The organism is uncultured Sphingobacterium sp. (assembly GCF_964277905.1).
Lineage (GTDB): Bacteria > Bacteroidota > Bacteroidia > Sphingobacteriales > Sphingobacteriaceae > Sphingobacterium > Sphingobacterium siyangense.
Window position 1 is genome coordinate 99,784 of record NZ_CAXYKD010000020.1, and the last position, 19,580, is coordinate 119,363.

The 19,580-nt window shown below is 39.2% G+C and carries 13 protein-coding genes; 11 read left to right on the forward strand and 2 right to left on the reverse strand.

Annotation, left to right across the window (positions count from 1 at the left end; all coding sequences use genetic code 11):
* Positions 1 to 351: 351 nt before the first annotated feature.
* From ACHWSC_RS09070 to ACHWSC_RS09085, 4 genes are all read left to right on the forward strand, one after another.
* The gene (locus tag ACHWSC_RS09070) at positions 352 to 5,637 is read left to right on the forward strand and encodes a translocation/assembly module TamB domain-containing protein (RefSeq protein ID WP_394676521.1); all 5,286 of its coding nucleotides are present in this window, start codon (positions 352 to 354) and stop codon (positions 5,635 to 5,637) included.
* The gene (locus tag ACHWSC_RS09075) at positions 5,603 to 7,933 is read left to right on the forward strand and encodes a BamA/TamA family outer membrane protein (RefSeq protein WP_394676522.1); all 2,331 of its coding nucleotides are present in this window, start codon (positions 5,603 to 5,605) and stop codon (positions 7,931 to 7,933) included. The genes ACHWSC_RS09070 and ACHWSC_RS09075 overlap by 35 nt, the downstream gene beginning before the upstream one ends.
* A 360-nt stretch (positions 7,934 to 8,293) precedes the next feature.
* On the forward strand, positions 8,294 to 9,232 hold the full coding sequence (locus tag ACHWSC_RS09080; protein WP_153846792.1) for a malate dehydrogenase: 939 nt from the start codon (positions 8,294 to 8,296) through the stop codon (positions 9,230 to 9,232).
* 155 nt (positions 9,233 to 9,387) lie between these two features.
* Positions 9,388 to 9,831, forward strand: a complete 444-nt coding sequence (locus ACHWSC_RS09085) for a retropepsin-like aspartic protease (RefSeq protein WP_088163761.1) — start codon at positions 9,388 to 9,390, stop codon at positions 9,829 to 9,831.
* Here ACHWSC_RS09085 and ACHWSC_RS09090 read toward each other — a convergent pair.
* Positions 9,817 to 11,037, reverse strand: a complete 1,221-nt coding sequence (locus ACHWSC_RS09090; protein ID WP_394676523.1) for an MFS transporter — start codon at positions 11,035 to 11,037, stop codon at positions 9,817 to 9,819. The two genes, ACHWSC_RS09085 and ACHWSC_RS09090, sit on opposite strands and share 15 nt — an antisense overlap.
* A 181-nt stretch (positions 11,038 to 11,218) precedes the next feature.
* Here ACHWSC_RS09090 and fsa point away from each other — a divergent pair, with 181 nt between their 5' ends.
* The 3 genes from fsa (at position 11,219) to rnr (ending at position 14,966) form a co-directional block, all read left to right on the forward strand.
* The gene (gene fsa, locus ACHWSC_RS09095) at positions 11,219 to 11,878 is read left to right on the forward strand and encodes a fructose-6-phosphate aldolase (RefSeq protein WP_075994110.1); all 660 of its coding nucleotides are present in this window, start codon (positions 11,219 to 11,221) and stop codon (positions 11,876 to 11,878) included.
* Positions 11,879 to 12,145: 267 nt separating this feature from the next.
* Positions 12,146 to 12,574, forward strand: a complete 429-nt coding sequence (locus tag ACHWSC_RS09100) for a Fur family transcriptional regulator (RefSeq protein ID WP_075994111.1) — start codon at positions 12,146 to 12,148, stop codon at positions 12,572 to 12,574.
* Positions 12,575 to 12,833: 259 nt separating this feature from the next.
* Entirely contained in the window at positions 12,834 to 14,966 is a 2,133-nt protein-coding gene (gene rnr / locus ACHWSC_RS09105; protein WP_201669593.1) for a ribonuclease R, read from the forward strand.
* A gap of 38 nt (positions 14,967 to 15,004) precedes the next feature.
* Here rnr and ACHWSC_RS09110 read toward each other — a convergent pair whose 3' ends face one another.
* The gene (locus ACHWSC_RS09110; protein ID WP_394676524.1) at positions 15,005 to 15,472 is read right to left on the reverse strand and encodes a hypothetical protein; all 468 of its coding nucleotides are present in this window, start codon (positions 15,470 to 15,472) and stop codon (positions 15,005 to 15,007) included.
* A 559-nt stretch (positions 15,473 to 16,031) separates the two neighbouring features.
* Between ACHWSC_RS09110 and rpsL the strand changes: the two genes are divergently transcribed.
* From rpsL to rpsJ, 4 genes are all read left to right on the forward strand, one after another.
* Entirely contained in the window at positions 16,032 to 16,445 is a 414-nt protein-coding gene (gene rpsL / locus ACHWSC_RS09115; RefSeq protein WP_002993550.1) for a 30S ribosomal protein S12, read from the forward strand.
* A gap of 19 nt (positions 16,446 to 16,464) precedes the next feature.
* Positions 16,465 to 16,932 (forward strand): 30S ribosomal protein S7, encoded by a 468-nt coding sequence (gene rpsG, locus ACHWSC_RS09120; RefSeq protein WP_046671863.1) that lies wholly within the window; start codon positions 16,465 to 16,467, stop codon positions 16,930 to 16,932.
* Positions 16,933 to 17,063: 131 nt separating this feature from the next.
* Positions 17,064 to 19,187, forward strand: a complete 2,124-nt coding sequence (fusA, locus tag ACHWSC_RS09125) for an elongation factor G (RefSeq protein ID WP_088162893.1) — start codon at positions 17,064 to 17,066, stop codon at positions 19,185 to 19,187.
* 78 nt (positions 19,188 to 19,265) lie between these two features.
* Positions 19,266 to 19,571, forward strand: a complete 306-nt coding sequence (gene rpsJ / locus ACHWSC_RS09130) for a 30S ribosomal protein S10 (protein ID WP_028070501.1) — start codon at positions 19,266 to 19,268, stop codon at positions 19,569 to 19,571.
* The last annotated feature ends 9 nt before the right edge of the window (positions 19,572 to 19,580 follow it).

A 19,580-nucleotide genomic window follows, 5' to 3' on the forward strand; every position in this document is an offset into this window, starting at 1 on the left:
CGAGCAGGATAATGCATCTATTAAATACCTATTACTTTGACAAATTGATAGGTATTTAATGTTTTTATTAACATAAAATTAAAAAACAAAAAACTTTGTACGACTAGAATGGTTTGGTCAATTATTTGATGTGTTTTTAGAACATTCCCACGATAAAATGATTTTATACAAGGGAAATGAAGAACTGTCTAATATTTGCTAGCAAGTATAGCACATAAATTAAACTTGCATTTACACGCAAATTTATCTTAGTTTGCTGAAATCGAAACGATATACGTTATATAGCTGAAAACTTAGCAAACTTTTTTCCGTTTTAATTTTTATTAATAGATACTTAAATCAAATTATACGTTGAACAGATTTACCCGAATTGCTTTCAAAACAATATTGTGGATTATTGGAGTAATAATTGCGCTGGCTATTTTAATCGTATTTTTAATCAGAATACCCTCCGTTCAGAATTATATTGCTGGAAAAGTAACACACTATGTCGAAGGTAAGATCGGTACCCCCGTTAAAATTGGCTACATTAATATTGATTTCCCTAAAAAACTGGTTTTAGAGGACATCTATTTAGCTGACCAAAGCAAGGATACCTTAGTAGCAGGAAAAAGCATAGCTGTCGATATCAACATGCTAAAACTTCTGAAAAATACCGTTGAAATTCAAAGCATTGAAGCAGAAGGAATCACCGCAAAAATCCGCCGTACATTGCCGGACAGTTCATTCAACTTTGATTATATTGTTAAAGCTTTCGCTTCTCAAAAGGAAAGCAAACCGACTGCAGACAGCAGTTCAGCCCTTCTATTTAACCTTGATAAGGTCAAATTTGATAAATTTCATATTGTCTATGCCGATGATGTTATTGGAACGAGTGCTGATGTTTACCTGAACAGCCTAAATACCAACGTCAAGAAGTTCGACCTCACAAAAAACATGGCTTTCAATCTGCCCAAAGTGAAGATAGATGGTCTGAGTGCCACAGTGAAACAATGGCGACCAGTTGTTGATGGCACGGCACCCACGGTCAAAGATTTTGGCATTACAGATAAAACGGCACAAGTAACCACCTTGCTTCCCGATGTCGGTATACAGATTGCTGACCTGACCAATATCTTAGTGCGCTATGAGGATCAATCCAGTCTGCTGAATACAAAATTTTATATCAAAAATCTTCATGCAGACATTAACAAGATCGACCTTAACAAAGAACTTGTCGATATTCAAACGATCAATCTTGACGGTTCAGACAATAATGTGCTCTTTGGAAAGATCCAGAAAAAAGTAAACACAGAAGCGAAAAACACCGCGGATACCACCAAAATAAACTGGGTTGTCTCAGCCAAAGAAATCCAAATCAACAATACAAGCTTAGCGTATAGAGACAACAATCAGGCCCGTATGAAAGGCTTTGATTACTTCAATATTAAGATCCCTGGAATGAAAACCAGTTTAAATGATCTTTACTATAGCGCCGATTCGATCAGCGGATCATTAAAAGAGCTTGTAGCCTCTGATCATTCCGGGTTTGTGATCAAGCAATTGAAAGGGGATTTTAAGTATACAAATACCGGCGCGGAGATCAAAAACCTGTACGCAGAAACACCACGTACCCTACTGCGTGATTACTTAAAAGTAACCTATCCATCTTTGGATATTATTGCCAAAAAGCCAGAGCTGATCTATGTCAATGCAACGATCAAAAAGAGCCACGTAGATATGCGCGACATCTACTATTTTGCTCCTTTTTTGGATACCATGCAGGTGATGAAACCATTGATGGACAAAAAGTTTAATATTGATGGTCGCGTTGTGGGTAAGGTAAATGATTTAAATATTCCGGCAATTGATTTCCAAACCCTGTCCAATACACGTGTCATTGCAAGTCTGCATTTAAAGGGTCTACCCAACGTCGATAAAATGTCAATGGATCTTAATTTAAAGAAATTAACCACAGGCCGCTCGGATATCGAAAAGTTGGTTTCAAAAAAAATGCTTCCTAGCGGAATAGAGCTGCCTAATACGATCGGCCTTACGGGAACTTTTAATGGGGGGATGAATGCCTTTAACACCAATCTTTCGCTGGTAACAGAGAAAGGAACAGCCAAGTTCAATGGTAAAGTAGGCATGATAGCTCGCGACACAACCTATGATGCATTTGTGAGTATTCGTGATTTTGACATTGGTAAGATCATGAAAATGGACAGTACTTTAGGCATACTTTCATTTGAGGGAAAAATCAAAGGTCATGGAACAGATCCGAAGAAACTTGTCGCCAATTTTGATGGCAAAGTAAATCGAATGGATGCGATGGGTTATCGTTATCAGAATATCGATATGAATCTCACTGCAGATAAAGGGGATATCAAAGCTTCCGTGGTTAGTCCCGACCCTAATATTCAATTGAAGTTAAATGCAACGGCCAACATGAAGTCCAAATATCCGCAGGTGGATTTTGAGCTTATGGTAGATACCATTAATCTTAAAAACTTAAAATTAATGGACGACGATCTCAAATACCATGGTAAACTTGTGGGCAATTTCAGTTCAGCCGATCCGAATTTTTTAAATGGGGAAGCACATATCACCAATTCATCCGTTCTTTACAACGACGCATATTATACTTTAGACAGCATTTCACTTGTTGCAAAAGCCGATACCAGTCGCAATTTGCTGCTACTCAAATCGGACTTTTTGAATGCCCATTTGGTCGGGAAATACAAAATTTTAGAATTGCAGAATGCCATTCAAGACATTTTACAGGTATACTACCAGCCGGGAAAAGCTGTTAAAGTTCCCAAATATGAGCCTCAGAATATTGAGTTTTCGGCCCAATTGACCAGGACTAAATTTATAAAGGATTTTCTCCCAGAACTAACGGAAATGTCTGATATTACGTTGGATGGTATGTTCAATAGTCAGTCAAAAACTATTCTTGCCAAGCTAGATGCCCCTAAAATCACCTATAGTGGCACCGAAATCAATAACGTCACCTTGGATATTAATACCTTGGATAGTACACTTTACTACTCGGCCTTGATCAATAAAATCAAGGTGAGCAATATCGAACTCGTGAATACAGTCTTCAGTGGTAAAGTCATTCAAAACAATTTGGATTTTGGCCTTTGGATTAAAGACAAGAAAGAGAAAGAGCAGTATCATTTGGGCGCCAATATGCGCGTTGATAATGGAGCATTTGTTTTTAGCCTACTTCAGGATGGCCTTATGCTGAACTACGACAAGTGGACGATAAATCCAAACAACGTGCTCAAATTTGGAAGTACAGGTATTCAGGCCAATGACTTTATCTTAAGTAATAAAGGACAAGAGCTGAGTATATCATCGCAGGACAGTGTGCTCAATTCGCCACTCAACATTGCCTTTAAAAATTTCCGCATTGAGACATTAAGTAAAATGCTTGAAAGTGAAACAGTCGATCTTGGCGGTGGGATTAATGGTCAGGCAACCATATCACGTTTGGAAAGTAGCCCTGTCTTTGTATCCGATCTTGTGATCGACAAATTCTATATTGGACAAGATACTGTCGGGAACGTCAACATAAAAGTTAACAATGAAAAGGAAAACACCTATAATGCGAACATCAGTATCAGTGAAAATGGCAACAATGTCGTATTAAGTGGTGATTTTATCAATCCTCCAAAGGGAGAAGCAAGCTTGGATTTCACCTTAGATATTGCGCCACTCTCCATGCAGACGGTTCAGGCATTCAGTTTGGGTTATCTAAAAGACTCGAAGGGAAATCTTGAAGGCCAGTTAAAAATAACGGGATCGCCATCCAAACCACTCATTAACGGCGATGTGAAGTTTAAAGATGCACAATTCAATATTGCTATGTTGAATGCGCTTTTCAAAGCTAAAGATGAAACCATTCATCTGGATGAAAGGGGTATTACTTTCCCTAAATTTGCATTAGAAGACAAAAAAGGGAATATTGCCAAGGTAACGGGATCCATAGAAACCAAAACGTATACTGATTTTGATTTTAATCTCAATGTCAATACAGACAATTTTGAGGTACTCAATTCAACACAAAGCGACAACGACATGTTCTATGGTAAAATGTATCTTACGTCGAACCTTCGCATTAGGGGGAATCTTGATAAGCCTATCGTTGATGGTACAATCAAGGTATTAGATGATACCGATTTCACCTTTGTCATGCCAAACGAGGATCCCGGGATGGCCGATCGTAAAGGTGTTGTCGAATTTGTTGATAAGAGTGATACCACAAGAGCCAATGTATTTGCTAAATTAGATTCTATGACCGTAACCCGTCTGACGGGAATCGACGTAGATCTGAATCTTCAAACGGATAAAGATGCCAAATTTAAGATCCTCTTGGATGCCGGTTCACAGGATGCACTGAATATCCAAGGAGAAGCGGAACTGAATGCAGGCATTGATGCGAGCAGCAAAATTACCTTGTCAGGTACATTTACCGTAGACAAAGGAAGCTATTCATTTAGTTTTGGTCCCGTAAAAAAAGATTTTACATTCCGAAAAGGAAGTACGATCACCTGGAACGGAGATCCCTTGGATGCGCAGCTTAATATCACAGCAGCATACACAACCAAAGCACCAACGCTGGAGCTTGTAGCGACGCAACTGGGATCAGAAAACGCTAATTTATACAAGCAACGTATTCCTTTCAATGTCTTGTTGAAGATTACAGACAAATTGTTCCAACCGCAACTGAATTTTGATATCGACTTGGACGAAAACAACTCCGTTGTTTCCCAAGATGTGATCAGCAAAGTAAATAACGCATTGACCACCTTGCGTGAAAATCCATCTGAACTTAACAAACAGGTCTTTTCACTCATCGTTTTAGGACGCTTTATGTCGACCAATCCATTTGAAAGTTTATCCGGTGGCGGTGGTACAGAAGCCATTGTCAGAAATAGCATCAGTTCATTCCTGAGCGGTCAATTGAACCGCCTTGCCTCCGAGCTTATCACCGGAGTAGAACTGGATTTCAACTTAACTTCGGAGGAAGATTATGCTACTGGAGCGGGCCAAACCCGAACAGATCTGAATATCGGTGTATCTAAAATGCTTTTAAATGATCGTCTAAAAATTACCGTTGGTTCTAATTTTGAAGTTGAAGGAAATACACGTCCGGGAGAAACCGCCAACAATATTGCTGGGGATATCCAATTGGATTATCAACTTTCGCAAGATGGCCGCTATTTTGCAAGGGTATATCGTAAAAATCAATATCAGGTTACGCTCCAAGGCCAATATGTAGAAACAGGTATCGGATTTATCATCAATATGGATTACAACAGATTCCGGGAAATCTGGATGAGCTCGAAAAAACTCAAAGAGTACTATGACACGAATAGCAAAGGTTTCAGAAAACGCTTTGATGTGGAACGTATGGAAACCGATTCAGTGTATCGTGATAGCGTACGCACAGTCATCAGAGATAGTTTGATGACCCATAGCCCTGAGTACAGAAAACGTATGGAGGAAAGAGAGCAAGAGAAACGTAAACAACAGTTGGACTCCAGTAAAAACACGCCGAAAAGCGATAGTCCAAAATCAACTATAGATACCATCAGAACGACAGCTATAAAAAATGAAGATGAGGAAAGGAGTTATCATGCAAGCTAAACTAAAGTATATTGTTGGAATAGTTTCATTCGCTGCATTTATAGCATCCTGTTCTTCAACCAAGAATCTGAAAGAAGGGGAAAGCTTATATGTTAAAGGCAACGTGATAGTCGATTCGGACACCATCTCCAAGGAAAACAAGGAAAAGATTGCGACCCATTTAGAAGCGGCATTGATGCCCAAACCCAATAAACGTCTAGCTGGCGTACCATTCAAGTTGTACTTCAACAATATGGCCGGCGATTCTGCGGGGAATAATATCATTAAAAAATTTTTCAAGAAAATTGGTGAGAAACCGGTATTGTTGAGCGATGTCAATCGCGAGTACAATGAAAATCTACTGCGTAATCGTCTGGAGAATTTTGGTTTCTTTAATGCTGAAGTAAAATCCGACACTTTAGTTGAAAACAAAAAAGCAACGGTTAATTATACGGCCAAGCCAAATTTTATCTACCGAATAAGATCTGTTCAATTTGATATTGACAGCACCACACAGCTGGGTAAAGATATTCGTTCGAGCTCCGATAAAAGTCTCTTACAGGTGGGCAAAAATTATAGCCTTGATGTTATCCTAAATGAGCGTGACCGCATCGACAATGACCTCAAAAATAAAGGATATTATTATTTCAGCCCTGATTACATCCTAGTTCAGGTAGACAGTTCACACCGGAACAACAAGGTCGACATGTATGTTACTGTAAAGAAGGAAACACCGGCACAGGCGAGGGTACCGTCAAAGATCAATAAAATCTACGTTTACCCGAACTACACGGAAACAAGCTCGGGCTACCAGCGATCCACCCGTAACGCGGAACTATATGATAGCAGCTACTATTTTATAGACCGCCAGCATCTTTATAGAAAGCCTGTTATCGCGAATCATATCTTCTTCCACCCCGGCGACGTCTACAACCGTAATGCCCACAACCAAACCATCAGCCATCTGGTGAATCTCAATAGCTGGAAATTTGTCAAAAACAACTTTGTTGACAGCAAAGAAGTTCCCAATGCACTAGACGTCTACTACTACTTAACCCCATTGCCAAAAAAATCACTCCGTGTGGAACTTTTGGGAAAAATGGCTTCTGTATACAATGGTACAGAAGTTAATGTCAACTGGACTTTACGCAACGCATTTAAAGGTGCGGAGCAGTTAAGTTTTAATGTATTCGGTGGTTATGAAACCCAGACCGGTGGATCGGCTGACCTCAATTCGAGTTATTACCGTTACGGGATGGAGGCTACACTGACTTTCCCGCGGATATTGTCCCCTTTTGGAAGGATTTCTCCTACGCGACGTTTTATCCCGAAGACTTATGTCAAAGGCCGCTATGAATTTTTAAATCGCCGCAAAGCATATACCTTAAATTCCATCGCATTGGATTACGGTTATATCTGGCAGGAGTCTGAGGAGAAGCAACACGATCTTGCGTTAATGGAGATTACCTATGTTCAGCCTAAAGGTATTTCTGAAAACTACCAAAAACAAATGGATACTATTCCGGCGTTAAGGCACGCCATAGATCCACAATTTACGATTGGCCCAAATTATAACTTCACGTTTCAAAATACGATGAAGCAGCATTTGAAAAATACATTTTATTTCAAAGGCAACCTGGACCTCTCGGGGAATATACTCGGTTTGATAAAAGGAGCTGATTTCAATAAAGGGAAAACGTTCAAATTGTTCGATGCTTATTTCTCCCAATACATCAAGATCAGTGGCGATGGCAGACACTATCTCAAATTGTCGGAGAATTCGCAGCTTGCTTCTCGGGTCAGTTTAGGATTAAGCTATTCCTATGGTAACTCTCGGTCACTTCCCTATTTAAAACAATATTATGTGGGTGGACCTAACAGTATCCGTGCATTTGGTGCTCGTGCAATTGGACCAGGAACAGTTGCCCCTGAAAAATTAAGCAACGGCCTCTTCTATGCCGACCAGACCGGTGATATCAAATTGGAACTTAACACAGAATACAGAGCTAAATTAGCAGGCTTTGTTCATTGGGCAGCATTCATTGATGCCGGGAACGTGTGGTTGCAACGGGATGATGTCAACAAGCCGGGTGGTAAGTTCAGCAAGAACTTTTTAAATGAATTAGCCGTCGGCGGTGGAGCTGGATTACGCTTCGACTTTACGTTTTTGATCATTCGTACAGATATGTCCATACCTTTCCGCATTCCCTATCTTCCAAAAGGAGAACGTTGGGTATTTAAGGATATCGACTTTGGAAGTTCAAAATGGAGAAAGGATAATTTGATGTTCAACCTAGCCATCGGCTATCCGTTCTAGGATTTCAAATTTGATTTTACACGATAGAAATAACAGGCTTGAACGAATTTCAGGCCTGTTATTTTTTTTGCTATTTTATAAAAGTCATCGATTTTGGAGGGGTCTATTTCTTATGTCAAAAAACAAGTTATTCCCGCTAAATACATTGATTTACTGACAATAATTGATTAAATTCAAGAATTATTTAATAATCCACATAAATGCTCATGAAATATCCATATAAAAAAAGTACAAGCATTCGTGAAGATGGACCGGGTATGCGATGTGGCATAAAAACCGCCGAAGGCAGCTATATAATTAAAAGGCAGATGTCTATACTTAAGCGGACAATTAGCTCATGAATAAACAAATAATTTACATATGAAAGTAACTATTGTTGGTGCTGGAGCTGTAGGCGCAACTACAGCGGACAATTTAATCCGTCGAAATGTCGCAGAGGAGATTGTATTATTGGATATTAAAGAAGGTTTTGCAGAAGGCAAAGCGCAAGATATGGCACAAACTGCCGCATTATTGGGTTTTGAATCAAAAATCAAGGGGGTAACCAATGATTATCTGTCAACCGCAGGTTCAACTGTTGCCGTTATTACGTCGGGGATTCCACGTAAACCTGGAATGACACGCGAAGAATTGATTGGGACAAATGCCAATATTGTCAAGTCGGTTGTCGAAAACTTAGTAAAACATTCTCCGGATATTATCATTGTTATCGTATCTAATCCCATGGATACCATGACCTATCTAGCACTTAAATCAAGTGGATTGCCTAAGAATAGAATTATTGGAATGGGCGGTACATTGGATTCAGCACGATTCAAATACCAACTGAGTGAAAAACTGAATGCTTCTGCGGCCGATCTCAATGCCATTGTCATTGGCGGTCATGGAGATACAACGATGATACCACTCATCAAGCACTCCACGTGGAACAGTATTCCAGTCACTGATTTCCTTACCCCGGAAGAGCAAGGCGAAATTGTACACAAAACTATGGTTGGTGGAGCAACATTAACCAGCCTAATCGGCACCTCAGCCTGGTATGCTCCGGGAGCCGCAACAGCTGCAGTCGTCGAAAGTATCGTACGTGATCAAGGAAAATTATTTACAGCATCCGTTTATTTGGAAGGTGAATTTGGTCAAGAAGATATCAATCTGGGCGTACCGGTTATCATCAATAAAAAAGGATGGGATCGCATCGTCCCCATTCAACTCGATGAAGAGGATAAAGAAAAATTCAATAAAAGTGCAGAAGCAGTACGTACAATGAATAATGTACTGAAAGAAATAAAAGCGCTGTAGCTCATAAACAATAAAAAGATAAGCTGTAGCTTATAAACTATCAAGAGATAAAAAGCTGTTATTCTATCAATAACAGCTTTTTTTATGAACGTTCAACACGCACTGCGGGTTTTAAAATTTCTTTTTTAAGGGAATTTTTGGGTATGTTTGGCTATATGACAACAGTACCATTTCAATTATTGGATTTACAAGGCCAGGGCACACACATTTTAGTCGATGTAGAAATATATAATCGTTCGTTCAAGATGGTAGTTGATACCGGGGCTTCTAAAACTGTATTTGATAAAACGCAATTGGGGCATCTTTTGGATGACCAATTGCAGCTTGAACCTTCAGAAACATTATCAACAGGACTTGGCACCAATTCAATGGAGAGTTTCAATATAAAAATTCCGAGTCTGACATTAGGTGAATGGCAGATAAAAAACTTAAATACTGCGGTATTGGATTTAAGCTCGATCAATTATGCCTATCAGCAGATGGATCTCGAACCAGTGATCGGCGTACTGGGCGGAGATATTTTTGCAGACTATGGCGCTGTCATTGATTATGCAAAGCGCACCTTAAAATTAAGAACCCGGAAATTAAAACTTAAATAGACGTTTGTGGATATGGAGCCGGAGATAGCTATAGTACACAATTGCAATCAATATCCCCAGTCCCCCCATGACGTATAATGTCGTTCGAAGCCCACAGTAACTGGCTAAGGAACCTATCATCAATGTACCAATGGGAAATATCCCCTGAAAAGCCATGACGTAATACGAGATTGCCCGAGCACGATAGATCGGTATGGCATGCGTCTGAATATATGTATTGATACTTGAGTTTTGCATCATCATGGCAAAGGATACCAACATCACATAGACGAGTGCCATCTGCAGCATACTCGAATGCGCCAAAAATAATAATGCAACTCCCATAAGTGCAGCTGCCCCCATCACCTGATAGCGTAAATTGGTACCCGATTTTAAACGGGCCATATTAAAAGCACCAATCATCGCACCCAGGCCGGCCGCACTTTCAAACCAGGAGAACGTGCGCTCATCACCATGAAACATTTCTTTTGCTATAGCGGGCAACAATGAGGTGTAGGGAATAACAATCAAGCTAGAAAAAGTCATGATAATAATGAGCGAGGAGATATGCGGTGAACGTTTGAGGTAACGAAAGCCTTCGACCAAGCCTTCCCAATTGCTTCCCTTGCTCAGTTGAACATGTGTTTCATCAACCTGCATCATCAATAATGTAATAATGACCGGAACAAAACTGATAAAATTCAGGGCAAAACAGACGAGTTCACCGTATGTACTCAGTAAAATACCGCCTATTGCAGGTCCCAACATTCGGGCGCCATTGAAAATTGTTGAATTCAGCGCTATGGCATTCGGCAGATCTTTACGGTCACCAACCAAATACATCATCAGCGACTGACGCCCCAAAACATCGAAGGAATTAATGACTCCCTGTATAAGACCTAAGATGGAAAGCCATAAGACACTCTCCCATTTCAGATAAACGACCAAGGTCAAGATCCCAGCTTGTATCATCAAACCAATTTGGGTTATCAGAACCAATTTATACTTTTTATGCTTATCGACAAAACTGCCGATAAATGGAGACAGGACCAAAGAAGGCAATAGGGAGATAAACTGCACAAAACCAAGCCAAAACACAGATCCAGTCAATTCATAGACTAACCAACTGATGGCTATCCGCTGCATCCAAGTTCCCATAAGGGAAATTGCTTGACCTATAACATGTAACCGGAAATTTCTATAATGGAGCGAACGAAAGACCTGCATACGTAAAGATAATACTATATTAAAAGTATAACAAAAAATTAGGAGAAGAGATTCCTTTTTGCTAAAATAAAGATACAATAGGTGAAAATCAATGCTTCAATACTGGAATATAATCAATAACTTTACATCATTATTTTGAACATTAGAATAATCAAATAATTATCATTCAATAACATATACAATGAAATTTTTTATTGACACAGCGAACCTAGAGCAAATCAAAGAAGCCCAAGACTTAGGCGTATTAGACGGGGTAACAACCAATCCAAGTTTAATGGCTAAAGAAGGTATTAGCGGTGATGAAAACGTAATCAACCATTATAAAGCGATCTGTGCAATCGTTGATGGCGATGTCAGTGCTGAAGTTATTTCTACAAATTATGAAGAAATGATCAAAGAAGGAGAAGCGTTAGCAGCTCTTGACAGCAAGATAGTTGTTAAAGTCCCTATGATCAAAGATGGCGTAAAAGCAATTAAATATTTCAGCAAAAAAGGTATTAAAACAAATTGTACATTGGTATTTACAGCTGGTCAGGCACTATTGGCTGCTAAAGCTGGGGCAACCTATGTATCTCCTTTTATCGGTCGTTTGGATGATATCTCTACAGATGGATTAGCGTTGATCGAAGATATTCGTTTAATCTATGATAACTACAACTATCCTACACAAATTTTAGCTGCTTCTGTACGTCACAGTGCACACATTTTAGGATGTGCTAAAATCGGTGCTGATGTTATGACAGGTCCTTTATCAGCGATCCTAGCCTTGTTGAAACACCCATTGACAGACAGCGGTCTAGCGACATTCTTAGCTGATCACGCTAAAGCTGCAGGCAAATAAGATTCCTATATTTCCATATAGCAACGAAAACCGATAAGTAAGATGACACTAATCTTAAACTTATCGGTTTTCTTATTTTTAATAGATTCCGTATTTTTGTACTGTCAAAAGCATCTTTGAGAAAGAAAATGGTCCATTTCTGTTCGTTAATGGTCTATGCAAAGAAAAAAAATACGATGAATAAATTCGTCGGATAGTTTTTAAACTTGCAAATAAAAGTAAATTTCTCTTAGTTTGTATTTGATCTAAGGCTTAACGAAGAAATCCATGGAAGATTCCAACACTGTATATCCAGAAATTCTCAAACGCAATAGTTTAAAAGTTACCCAACCCCGGTTGAAGGTACTTGAAATTATTTCGAGGAAAGAGTCTGCAATTTCGCAGCCGGAACTGGAAAAATTACTGGGCAAGGATATTGACCGTGTCACATTATACCGGGTATTGGCCAGCTTTGAAGAGAAAGGGATTATCCATAAAATCTTTGATCTACATGGTACAGCTACTTACGCTATGTGTTCGACAAACTGTTCAGAACATGATCATCATGACCAACACGTACATTTTATTTGCCGGGTATGCAATTCAGTGTACTGTCTGGAAGATATGATCTTACCAAAAGTATCGATCCCAGAAGGCTTCAGTCTTGAAGCGATAGCCGTAAATGCACTTGGTGTGTGCAATCATTGCAAAAAGTAAATCAGGCTGTACGAATCCAAAACTATTTTTCGGCTGAACTGTCTATACATTGGCTATCGGAAGATGCTCCGTTTAGCTCGTTATTGTCGTGTCAAATGCTGTTTTTTTCGTACATTGTAGTGGCATCGATCTTGATGTACGGCTCGCTCATGATCTATTGTATCGGCTGAATTTACAAATTCGCTATCACAGCAATTTCTATGCAATAGGAAGACTGCCGCAAATCGATGCAAATGAATAATTAACAAATAATAATTGGATGAAAACAAGAAAAGAAAATCCATATAAAGAGGTCTTAACACAACTGATTATCGATATCTTCGAAAAATCGGGTAACAAGCCGCTCAACTATAAACAAGTTTCGTCAAAATTGAATCTTACCGATAACGACTCAAAAGTCGCTATAGCCGATATTTTACATGATAATGTAAGAAATGGGCTTTTTATTGAGGTCGAGCGCGGCAAATTTAATCTGAAGCAACTTAAAGTTTATGTCACAGGAAAAGTAGATATGACTGCAGACGGTTCTGCCTATGTAATTCCTGATGACGAATTTGAAAATGATATCTATATCGCTCCACGGAAACTTAGACAGGCACTCCATGGCGATATTGTAAAGGTCCATACCTTCGAAAAAAGAAAAGGTGGCCGTAAGAAAGAGGGTGAAGTCGTTGAAATCCTGCAAAGGGCCAAGACTGATTTCACGGGAACGATCAGCATCTCCAACAATTTTGCTTTTTTTATTGCGGATGACCGCAAGATGTTACACGACATTTTTATCCCTTTGGACAATCTGAATGGAGCCAAGGACAAGGAAAAAGTGGTCGTTTCGATTATCGACTGGCCAAGCGGGAGCAAAAATCCTGTCGGAACGGTAAAACATGTTTTGGGTACCAAAGGGGAAAATAACACCGAGATGAACGCTATTTTGGCCGACTATGGTTTCCCATTGGAGTTCCCTAAAAAAGTTGAAGCTGAAGCCAATCAGATTTCGGAAAAAATAAGCGAGGAAGAAATTGCAAAGAGACGTGATTTTAGAAACGTTACGACCTTTACCATTGACCCAGCAGATGCAAAAGATTTCGATGACGCCATCTCCTTTCAAAAATTAGAGAATGGCAATTATGAAATCGGTGTTCATATTGCGGATGTTTCGCATTTTGTCATCCCCGACACAGAATTGGACAAAGAAGCATTCAACCGCGGCACATCCGTTTATCTGGTTGACCGCGTTATTCCGATGCTTCCGGAGCGTCTTTCTAATGGTGTCTGTTCGTTACGTCCGCATGAAGATAAACTTTGTTTTTCGGCTGTTTTTGAATTGGACGAAAAAGCCAATGTGCATGATCAATGGTTCGGCCGTACGATTATCCATTCGGACCGACGTTTCAGTTATGAAGAAGCACAGGAGGTGATCGAAACGAAATCGGGTGATTTCAGTGAAGAGATCCTAAAATTAAATGAACTGGCTTATATTCTGCGGGAGCGTAAATTTAAGAATGGTGCAATAGCCTTTGAAAGTGAAGAGGTAAAATTCACCTTGGATGAAAATGGAAAACCTACAGGGGTATATACCAAAGTTCGTAAAGATGCGCACAAGCTGATTGAAGATTTTATGTTATTGGCGAACCGGAAGGTTGCCGAGTTTATTGGCAAACAAGGCCGTGGAAAAAACAAGCTTACTTTTGTATACCGGTTCCACGATGTTCCTAATCCGGAGACGCTGACAACTTTCTCTCAATTTGCAGCACGGTTTGGCCATAAATTGACCATCAAAACGGATAAGGAAACAGCGAAATCTTTAAATGCGCTGATGACGAAGATAGAAGGTAGCAAAGAGCAAAATATGCTGACCTCACTTGCGGTACGTTCGATGGCCAAAGCGATCTATACGACAAAGAAGACAAGTCACTATGGACTCGCATTTGATTATTACACCCATTTCACCTCTCCTATCCGTCGTTATCCCGATGTGATGGTACACCGTCTTTTACAATTCTATCTGGAGGGCGGTACCAAGATCAATGCGGAGCATTACGAGAAAATGGCCGAACATTCTTCACAAATGGAGAAAAAAGCGGCTGAAGCAGAACGTGCATCGATTAAGTACAAACAGGCAGAATACTTGCAGGATCAAATTGGTACCGAATATACGGGTATTGTCTCGGGTGTTACCGAATGGGGGATGTATGTGGAGATTGAGGAAAACAAATGTGAGGGTATGGTCAGGCTGCGGGATATCACCGATGACTTTTACGTACTTGACGAGAAGAACTATGCGATCATTGGCCAACGGAAGAAAAAGAAATTCCAGCTGGGTGATGAGGTTCAAATCCGCGTAAAGAAAGTGGATCTGGATAAAAGGCAGATTGATTTTACGTTGTTGAGTTAAATAAAAAAGCCGCATCAAAGTTGATGCGGCTTTTTTATTTAATATTGAAAACTAAGCACTGTAGGTGTAGTGTTTGGTAGAATTTCTTTCGTTTGATCGACAATTACTTTTCCACCTTGTTCAATTTTATAGACCAATGTGAATGGTTTTGAATAAGCAGCAGCAGAAATGGTAACAGTAGCAGCCAAATATGACGAGGAACTTTCGAATATAGCCGTTTTTCCACCTGCAAAATATTCTTTGTTTAAGTCATATATAGACTGACCAGAAGTGCCTGCTACACCATTTACTTTCCATAATGTTGGGTTTTGTCCATTTGAACCAATTACCTGTGCTGACATAGTGCTTCCGTCTTCCCCTGTATAACCTTGAGCTGTAACTGTAACCTTAAGAGCCCCTTTGTTCTCTGATGGTACAGTATTATCATCGTTCTTAGAACATCCGACAAAAGCGAAGGTTACCAAGGCCAATACCATTGCATACATTAATTTCATTTTGATTTTCATAACTTGAATACATTAATTTGTTTCTACTAAATATTTATACGTTTTTATCAAACACTTTGCCAAACAGAACGCAAAAACATGCAGGAGGTGCAATATACCTGAAAACCAGTAGAAGAATATTTATGAGAGAATACCATTATTTAAAGAGTACTACACAGAGAAAGAACAGCTTACAGTGCTTATAAAAAGAAACCTATATTACATAGCTTTTTGCCGTCTTGCTACCCTATAATCGTCCATATTCGTGTACAACAAACCATCAGCAATTAAATCTTCAATTTCGACAAGATATTATAAGCTGTGGCGGTTGGGAAGATGATTACAGCCTAATCTATGCAAATTAGTTGGATGGTGGAGGCGTAGCGATTGACGAAAGATGCTGGACTGTACATTTAGCATACTACAGCTATGATGATAGGGCCATAACGAAAAAGTGCAATTCACTTTCAAAAAATAATCTAAATTTTATACACTAACTATTTCATATTCAAAAGGGAATCAGTATCTTTGCGAACTTAAAATATTTAAGGTAAAAAAATTTATAAACAAAAACAGGTAAATGCCTACTATTCAACAATTAGTTAGAAAAGGTAGAGTAGCTCTGGTTGATAAGAGTAAGTCACCAGCGTTGGACTCATGTCCACAGCGAAGAGGTGTATGTACACGTGTATATACTACTACCCCTAAAAAACCAAACTCAGCAATGCGTAAAGTAGCTCGTGTACGTTTAACAAACGGTAAAGAGGTCAACGCTTACATCCCTGGAGAAGGTCACAACTTACAAGAGCACTCGATCGTATTGATCCGTGGTGGTCGTGTTAAGGATTTACCAGGTGTACGTTACCACATCATCCGCGGTGCATTAGATACTTCAGGTGTAGCAGGTCGTAACCAACGTCGTTCTAAATATGGAACTAAGCGTCCTAAACCAGGACAAGCAGCTGCAGCTCCAGCAAAAGGTAAAAAGAAATAATTAAACGGAGGAAAGAAAAATGAGAAAATCAAAACCGAAAAAGAGAATCATTTTACCTGATCCAAAGTTTAATGACGTTCAGGTAACACGTTTCGTAAACAATATGATGGTAGATGGTAAAAAATCTATCGCTTATTCTATTTTTTACGACGCAGTAGAATTAGTAGAACAAAAAACACAAGAAAGCGGTTTAGAAGCTTGGAAAAAAGCTTTAAACAACGTTATGCCTGCTGTTGAAGTTAAATCACGCCGTGTTGGTGGTGCTAACTTCCAAGTTCCTATGGAAGTTCGTCCAGATCGTAAAATCGCTTTGGGTATGAAATGGTTAATTTCATACGCTCGTAAACGTGGTGAAAAAACAATGTTCGAAAAATTAGCAGGAGAAATCATTTCAGCTTCTAAAGGTGAAGGTGCTGCTGTTAAGAAGAAAGAAGATACGCACAAAATGGCGGAAGCTAACAAAGCGTTCTCACACTTCAGATTCTAATTTTGAAGACATTCAAAAAAATATGATTACACCGACCTCCGATAAAAACAATCTTTTATCAAGGTCGGTGTACTTATTTAACATTACATTTAAACACATAAGACCATTAAGGTCCGCTGCTTAAAAATATTATGGCAAGAGATTTAAAATTCACTAGAAATATCGGTATCGCTGCCCACATCGATGCTGGTAAAACTACAACAACTGAGCGTATCCTTTACTACTCAGGTGTAAACCACAAAATTGGTGAAGTTCACGAAGGTGCTTCTACAATGGACTGGATGGAGCAAGAAGCTGAACGTGGTATCACAATTACTTCTGCTGCTACAACCGTTTTCTGGAACTACCGTAACAACAAATACCAAGTAAACGTAATCGATACTCCTGGACACGTGGATTTCACGGTTGAGGTAAACCGTTCGTTACGTGTACTAGACGGATTAGTTTTCTTATTCTCTGCTGTTGATGGTGTTGAGCCTCAATCTGAGACTAACTGGAGACTAGCTGATGGATATAAAGTACCTCGTATTGGTTTCGTTAATAAAATGGACCGTTCAGGTGCTGACTTCTTAAAAGTTGTTGGCCAAGTAAAATCAATGCTAGGTTCCGATGCAGTAGCTTTACAATTGCCTATCGGTGCTGAAGATACATTCAAAGGTGTAGTTGACTTGATCAACAACCGTGGTATCGTATGGAATGAGCATGATAAAGGAATGACTTTTACAGAAGTTCCAATTCCAGAAGATATGTTGGATGAAGTTGCTGAATACCGTGAGAAATTATTGGAAGCTGTAGCTGGTTATGATGAGACTTTGATGGAGAAATTCTTCGAAGATCCAAATTCATTGACTGAGCGTGAAATCTTAGATGCTTTACGTAAAGCGGTATTAGATAATGCAATTGTTCCTATGGTATGTGGTTCATCTTTCAAAAACAAAGGTGTTCAAACCATGTTGGATCTAGTTATGGAATTATTGCCTTCACCTCTTGATATCGATGCTGTAAAAGGTACTAACCCTGATACAGGTGAAGAAATTTTACGTAAACCATCTGTAAACGAGCCTTTCGCAGCTTTAGGTTTTAAAATTGCGACTGACCCATTTGTAGGTCGTCTATGTTTTATCCGTGCTTACTCGGGTAAGTTAGATGCTGGTTCTTATGTATTGAACACTCGTTCAGGAAACAAAGAGCGTATCTCTCGTATCTTCCAAATGCACGCGAACAAACAAAACCCTATCCCTTTCATCGAGGCTGGTGATATCGGTGCTGTTGTAGGTTTCAAAGACATCAAAACTGGTGATACACTTTGTGACGAAAAAGCGCCAATCATTCTTGAGTCTATGACTTTCCCTGAGCCAGTAATTGGTTTGGCAATTGAGCCTAAAACTCAAGCTGACGTTGATAGATTAGGTATTGGTCTTGGTAAATTGGCTGAAGAGGATCCTACATTCGTTGTAAAAACTGACGAAGAAACTGGTCAAACAGTTATCTCTGGTATGGGTGAGCTTCACTTAGAGATCTTGATCGACCGTTTGAAACGTGAATTTAAAGTAGAGGTTAACCAAGGTGCTCCTCAAGTATCATACAAAGAGTCTATCAACGGTACTACTGAGCACCGTGAGGTATTCAAAAAACAATCAGGTGGTCGTGGTAAATTCGCGGATATCAAAGTTGTTATTTCTCCAGCGGATGAAGATTTCGATTTATCAAAATCACCACTTCAATTCGTTAATGAAATTGTTGGTGGTAAAATTCCTAAAGAGTTTATCCCTTCAGTTCAAAAAGGATTTGAAACTTCAATGAAAAATGGTGTATTAGCAGGATTCCCATTATCAGGAATGAAAGTTCGTTTGATTGATGGTTCATTCCACGCTGTCGATTCAGATTCATTGTCTTTCGAATTAGCTGCTCGTCAAGCATACCGTGAAGGATTGCCTAAATGTTCTCCAGTGTTAATGGAACCAATTATGAAAATAGAGGTTTTAACACCAGAAGAAAACATGGGTGATGTAATGGGTGACTTAAACCGTCGTCGTGGTCAAATGCAAGGTTTGGATTCACGTAACGGTGTACAGGTAATCAAAGCATTGGTTCCACTTTCTGAAATGTTCGGTTACGTAACGCAATTACGTACAATCACTTCAGGTCGTGCAACATCGACAATGGAATTTGATCACTTTGAAGAAGCTCCTCGTAACGTTGCTGAAGAGGTGATTGCAAAATCAAAAGGTAAAATCAAAGGTTCTGTAGAATAATATAGAACTCAAAAATAAACCGATCGCTGGTTGTTAATAGCTCTAATCAGCGGTCATTTTTAAATAATATCATATACTATGAGCCAAAGAATCAGAATTAAATTGAAATCTTACGATTACAATTTGGTTGACAAATCAGCTGAAAAAATCGTAAAAACAGTAAAACCTACAGGTGCAGTTGTTAGTGGTCCTATTCCATTGCCTACTGAGAAAAAAATCTATACGGTATTACGTTCACCACACGTTAACAAAAAAGCACGTGAGCAATTCCAATTGTGTGCTTACAAAAGATTGTTGGATATCTATTCATCAAACGCTAAAACTGTTGACGCATTGATGAAACTTGAATTGCCTTCAGGTGTTGAAGTAGAAATCAAAGTGTGATAGATTTCA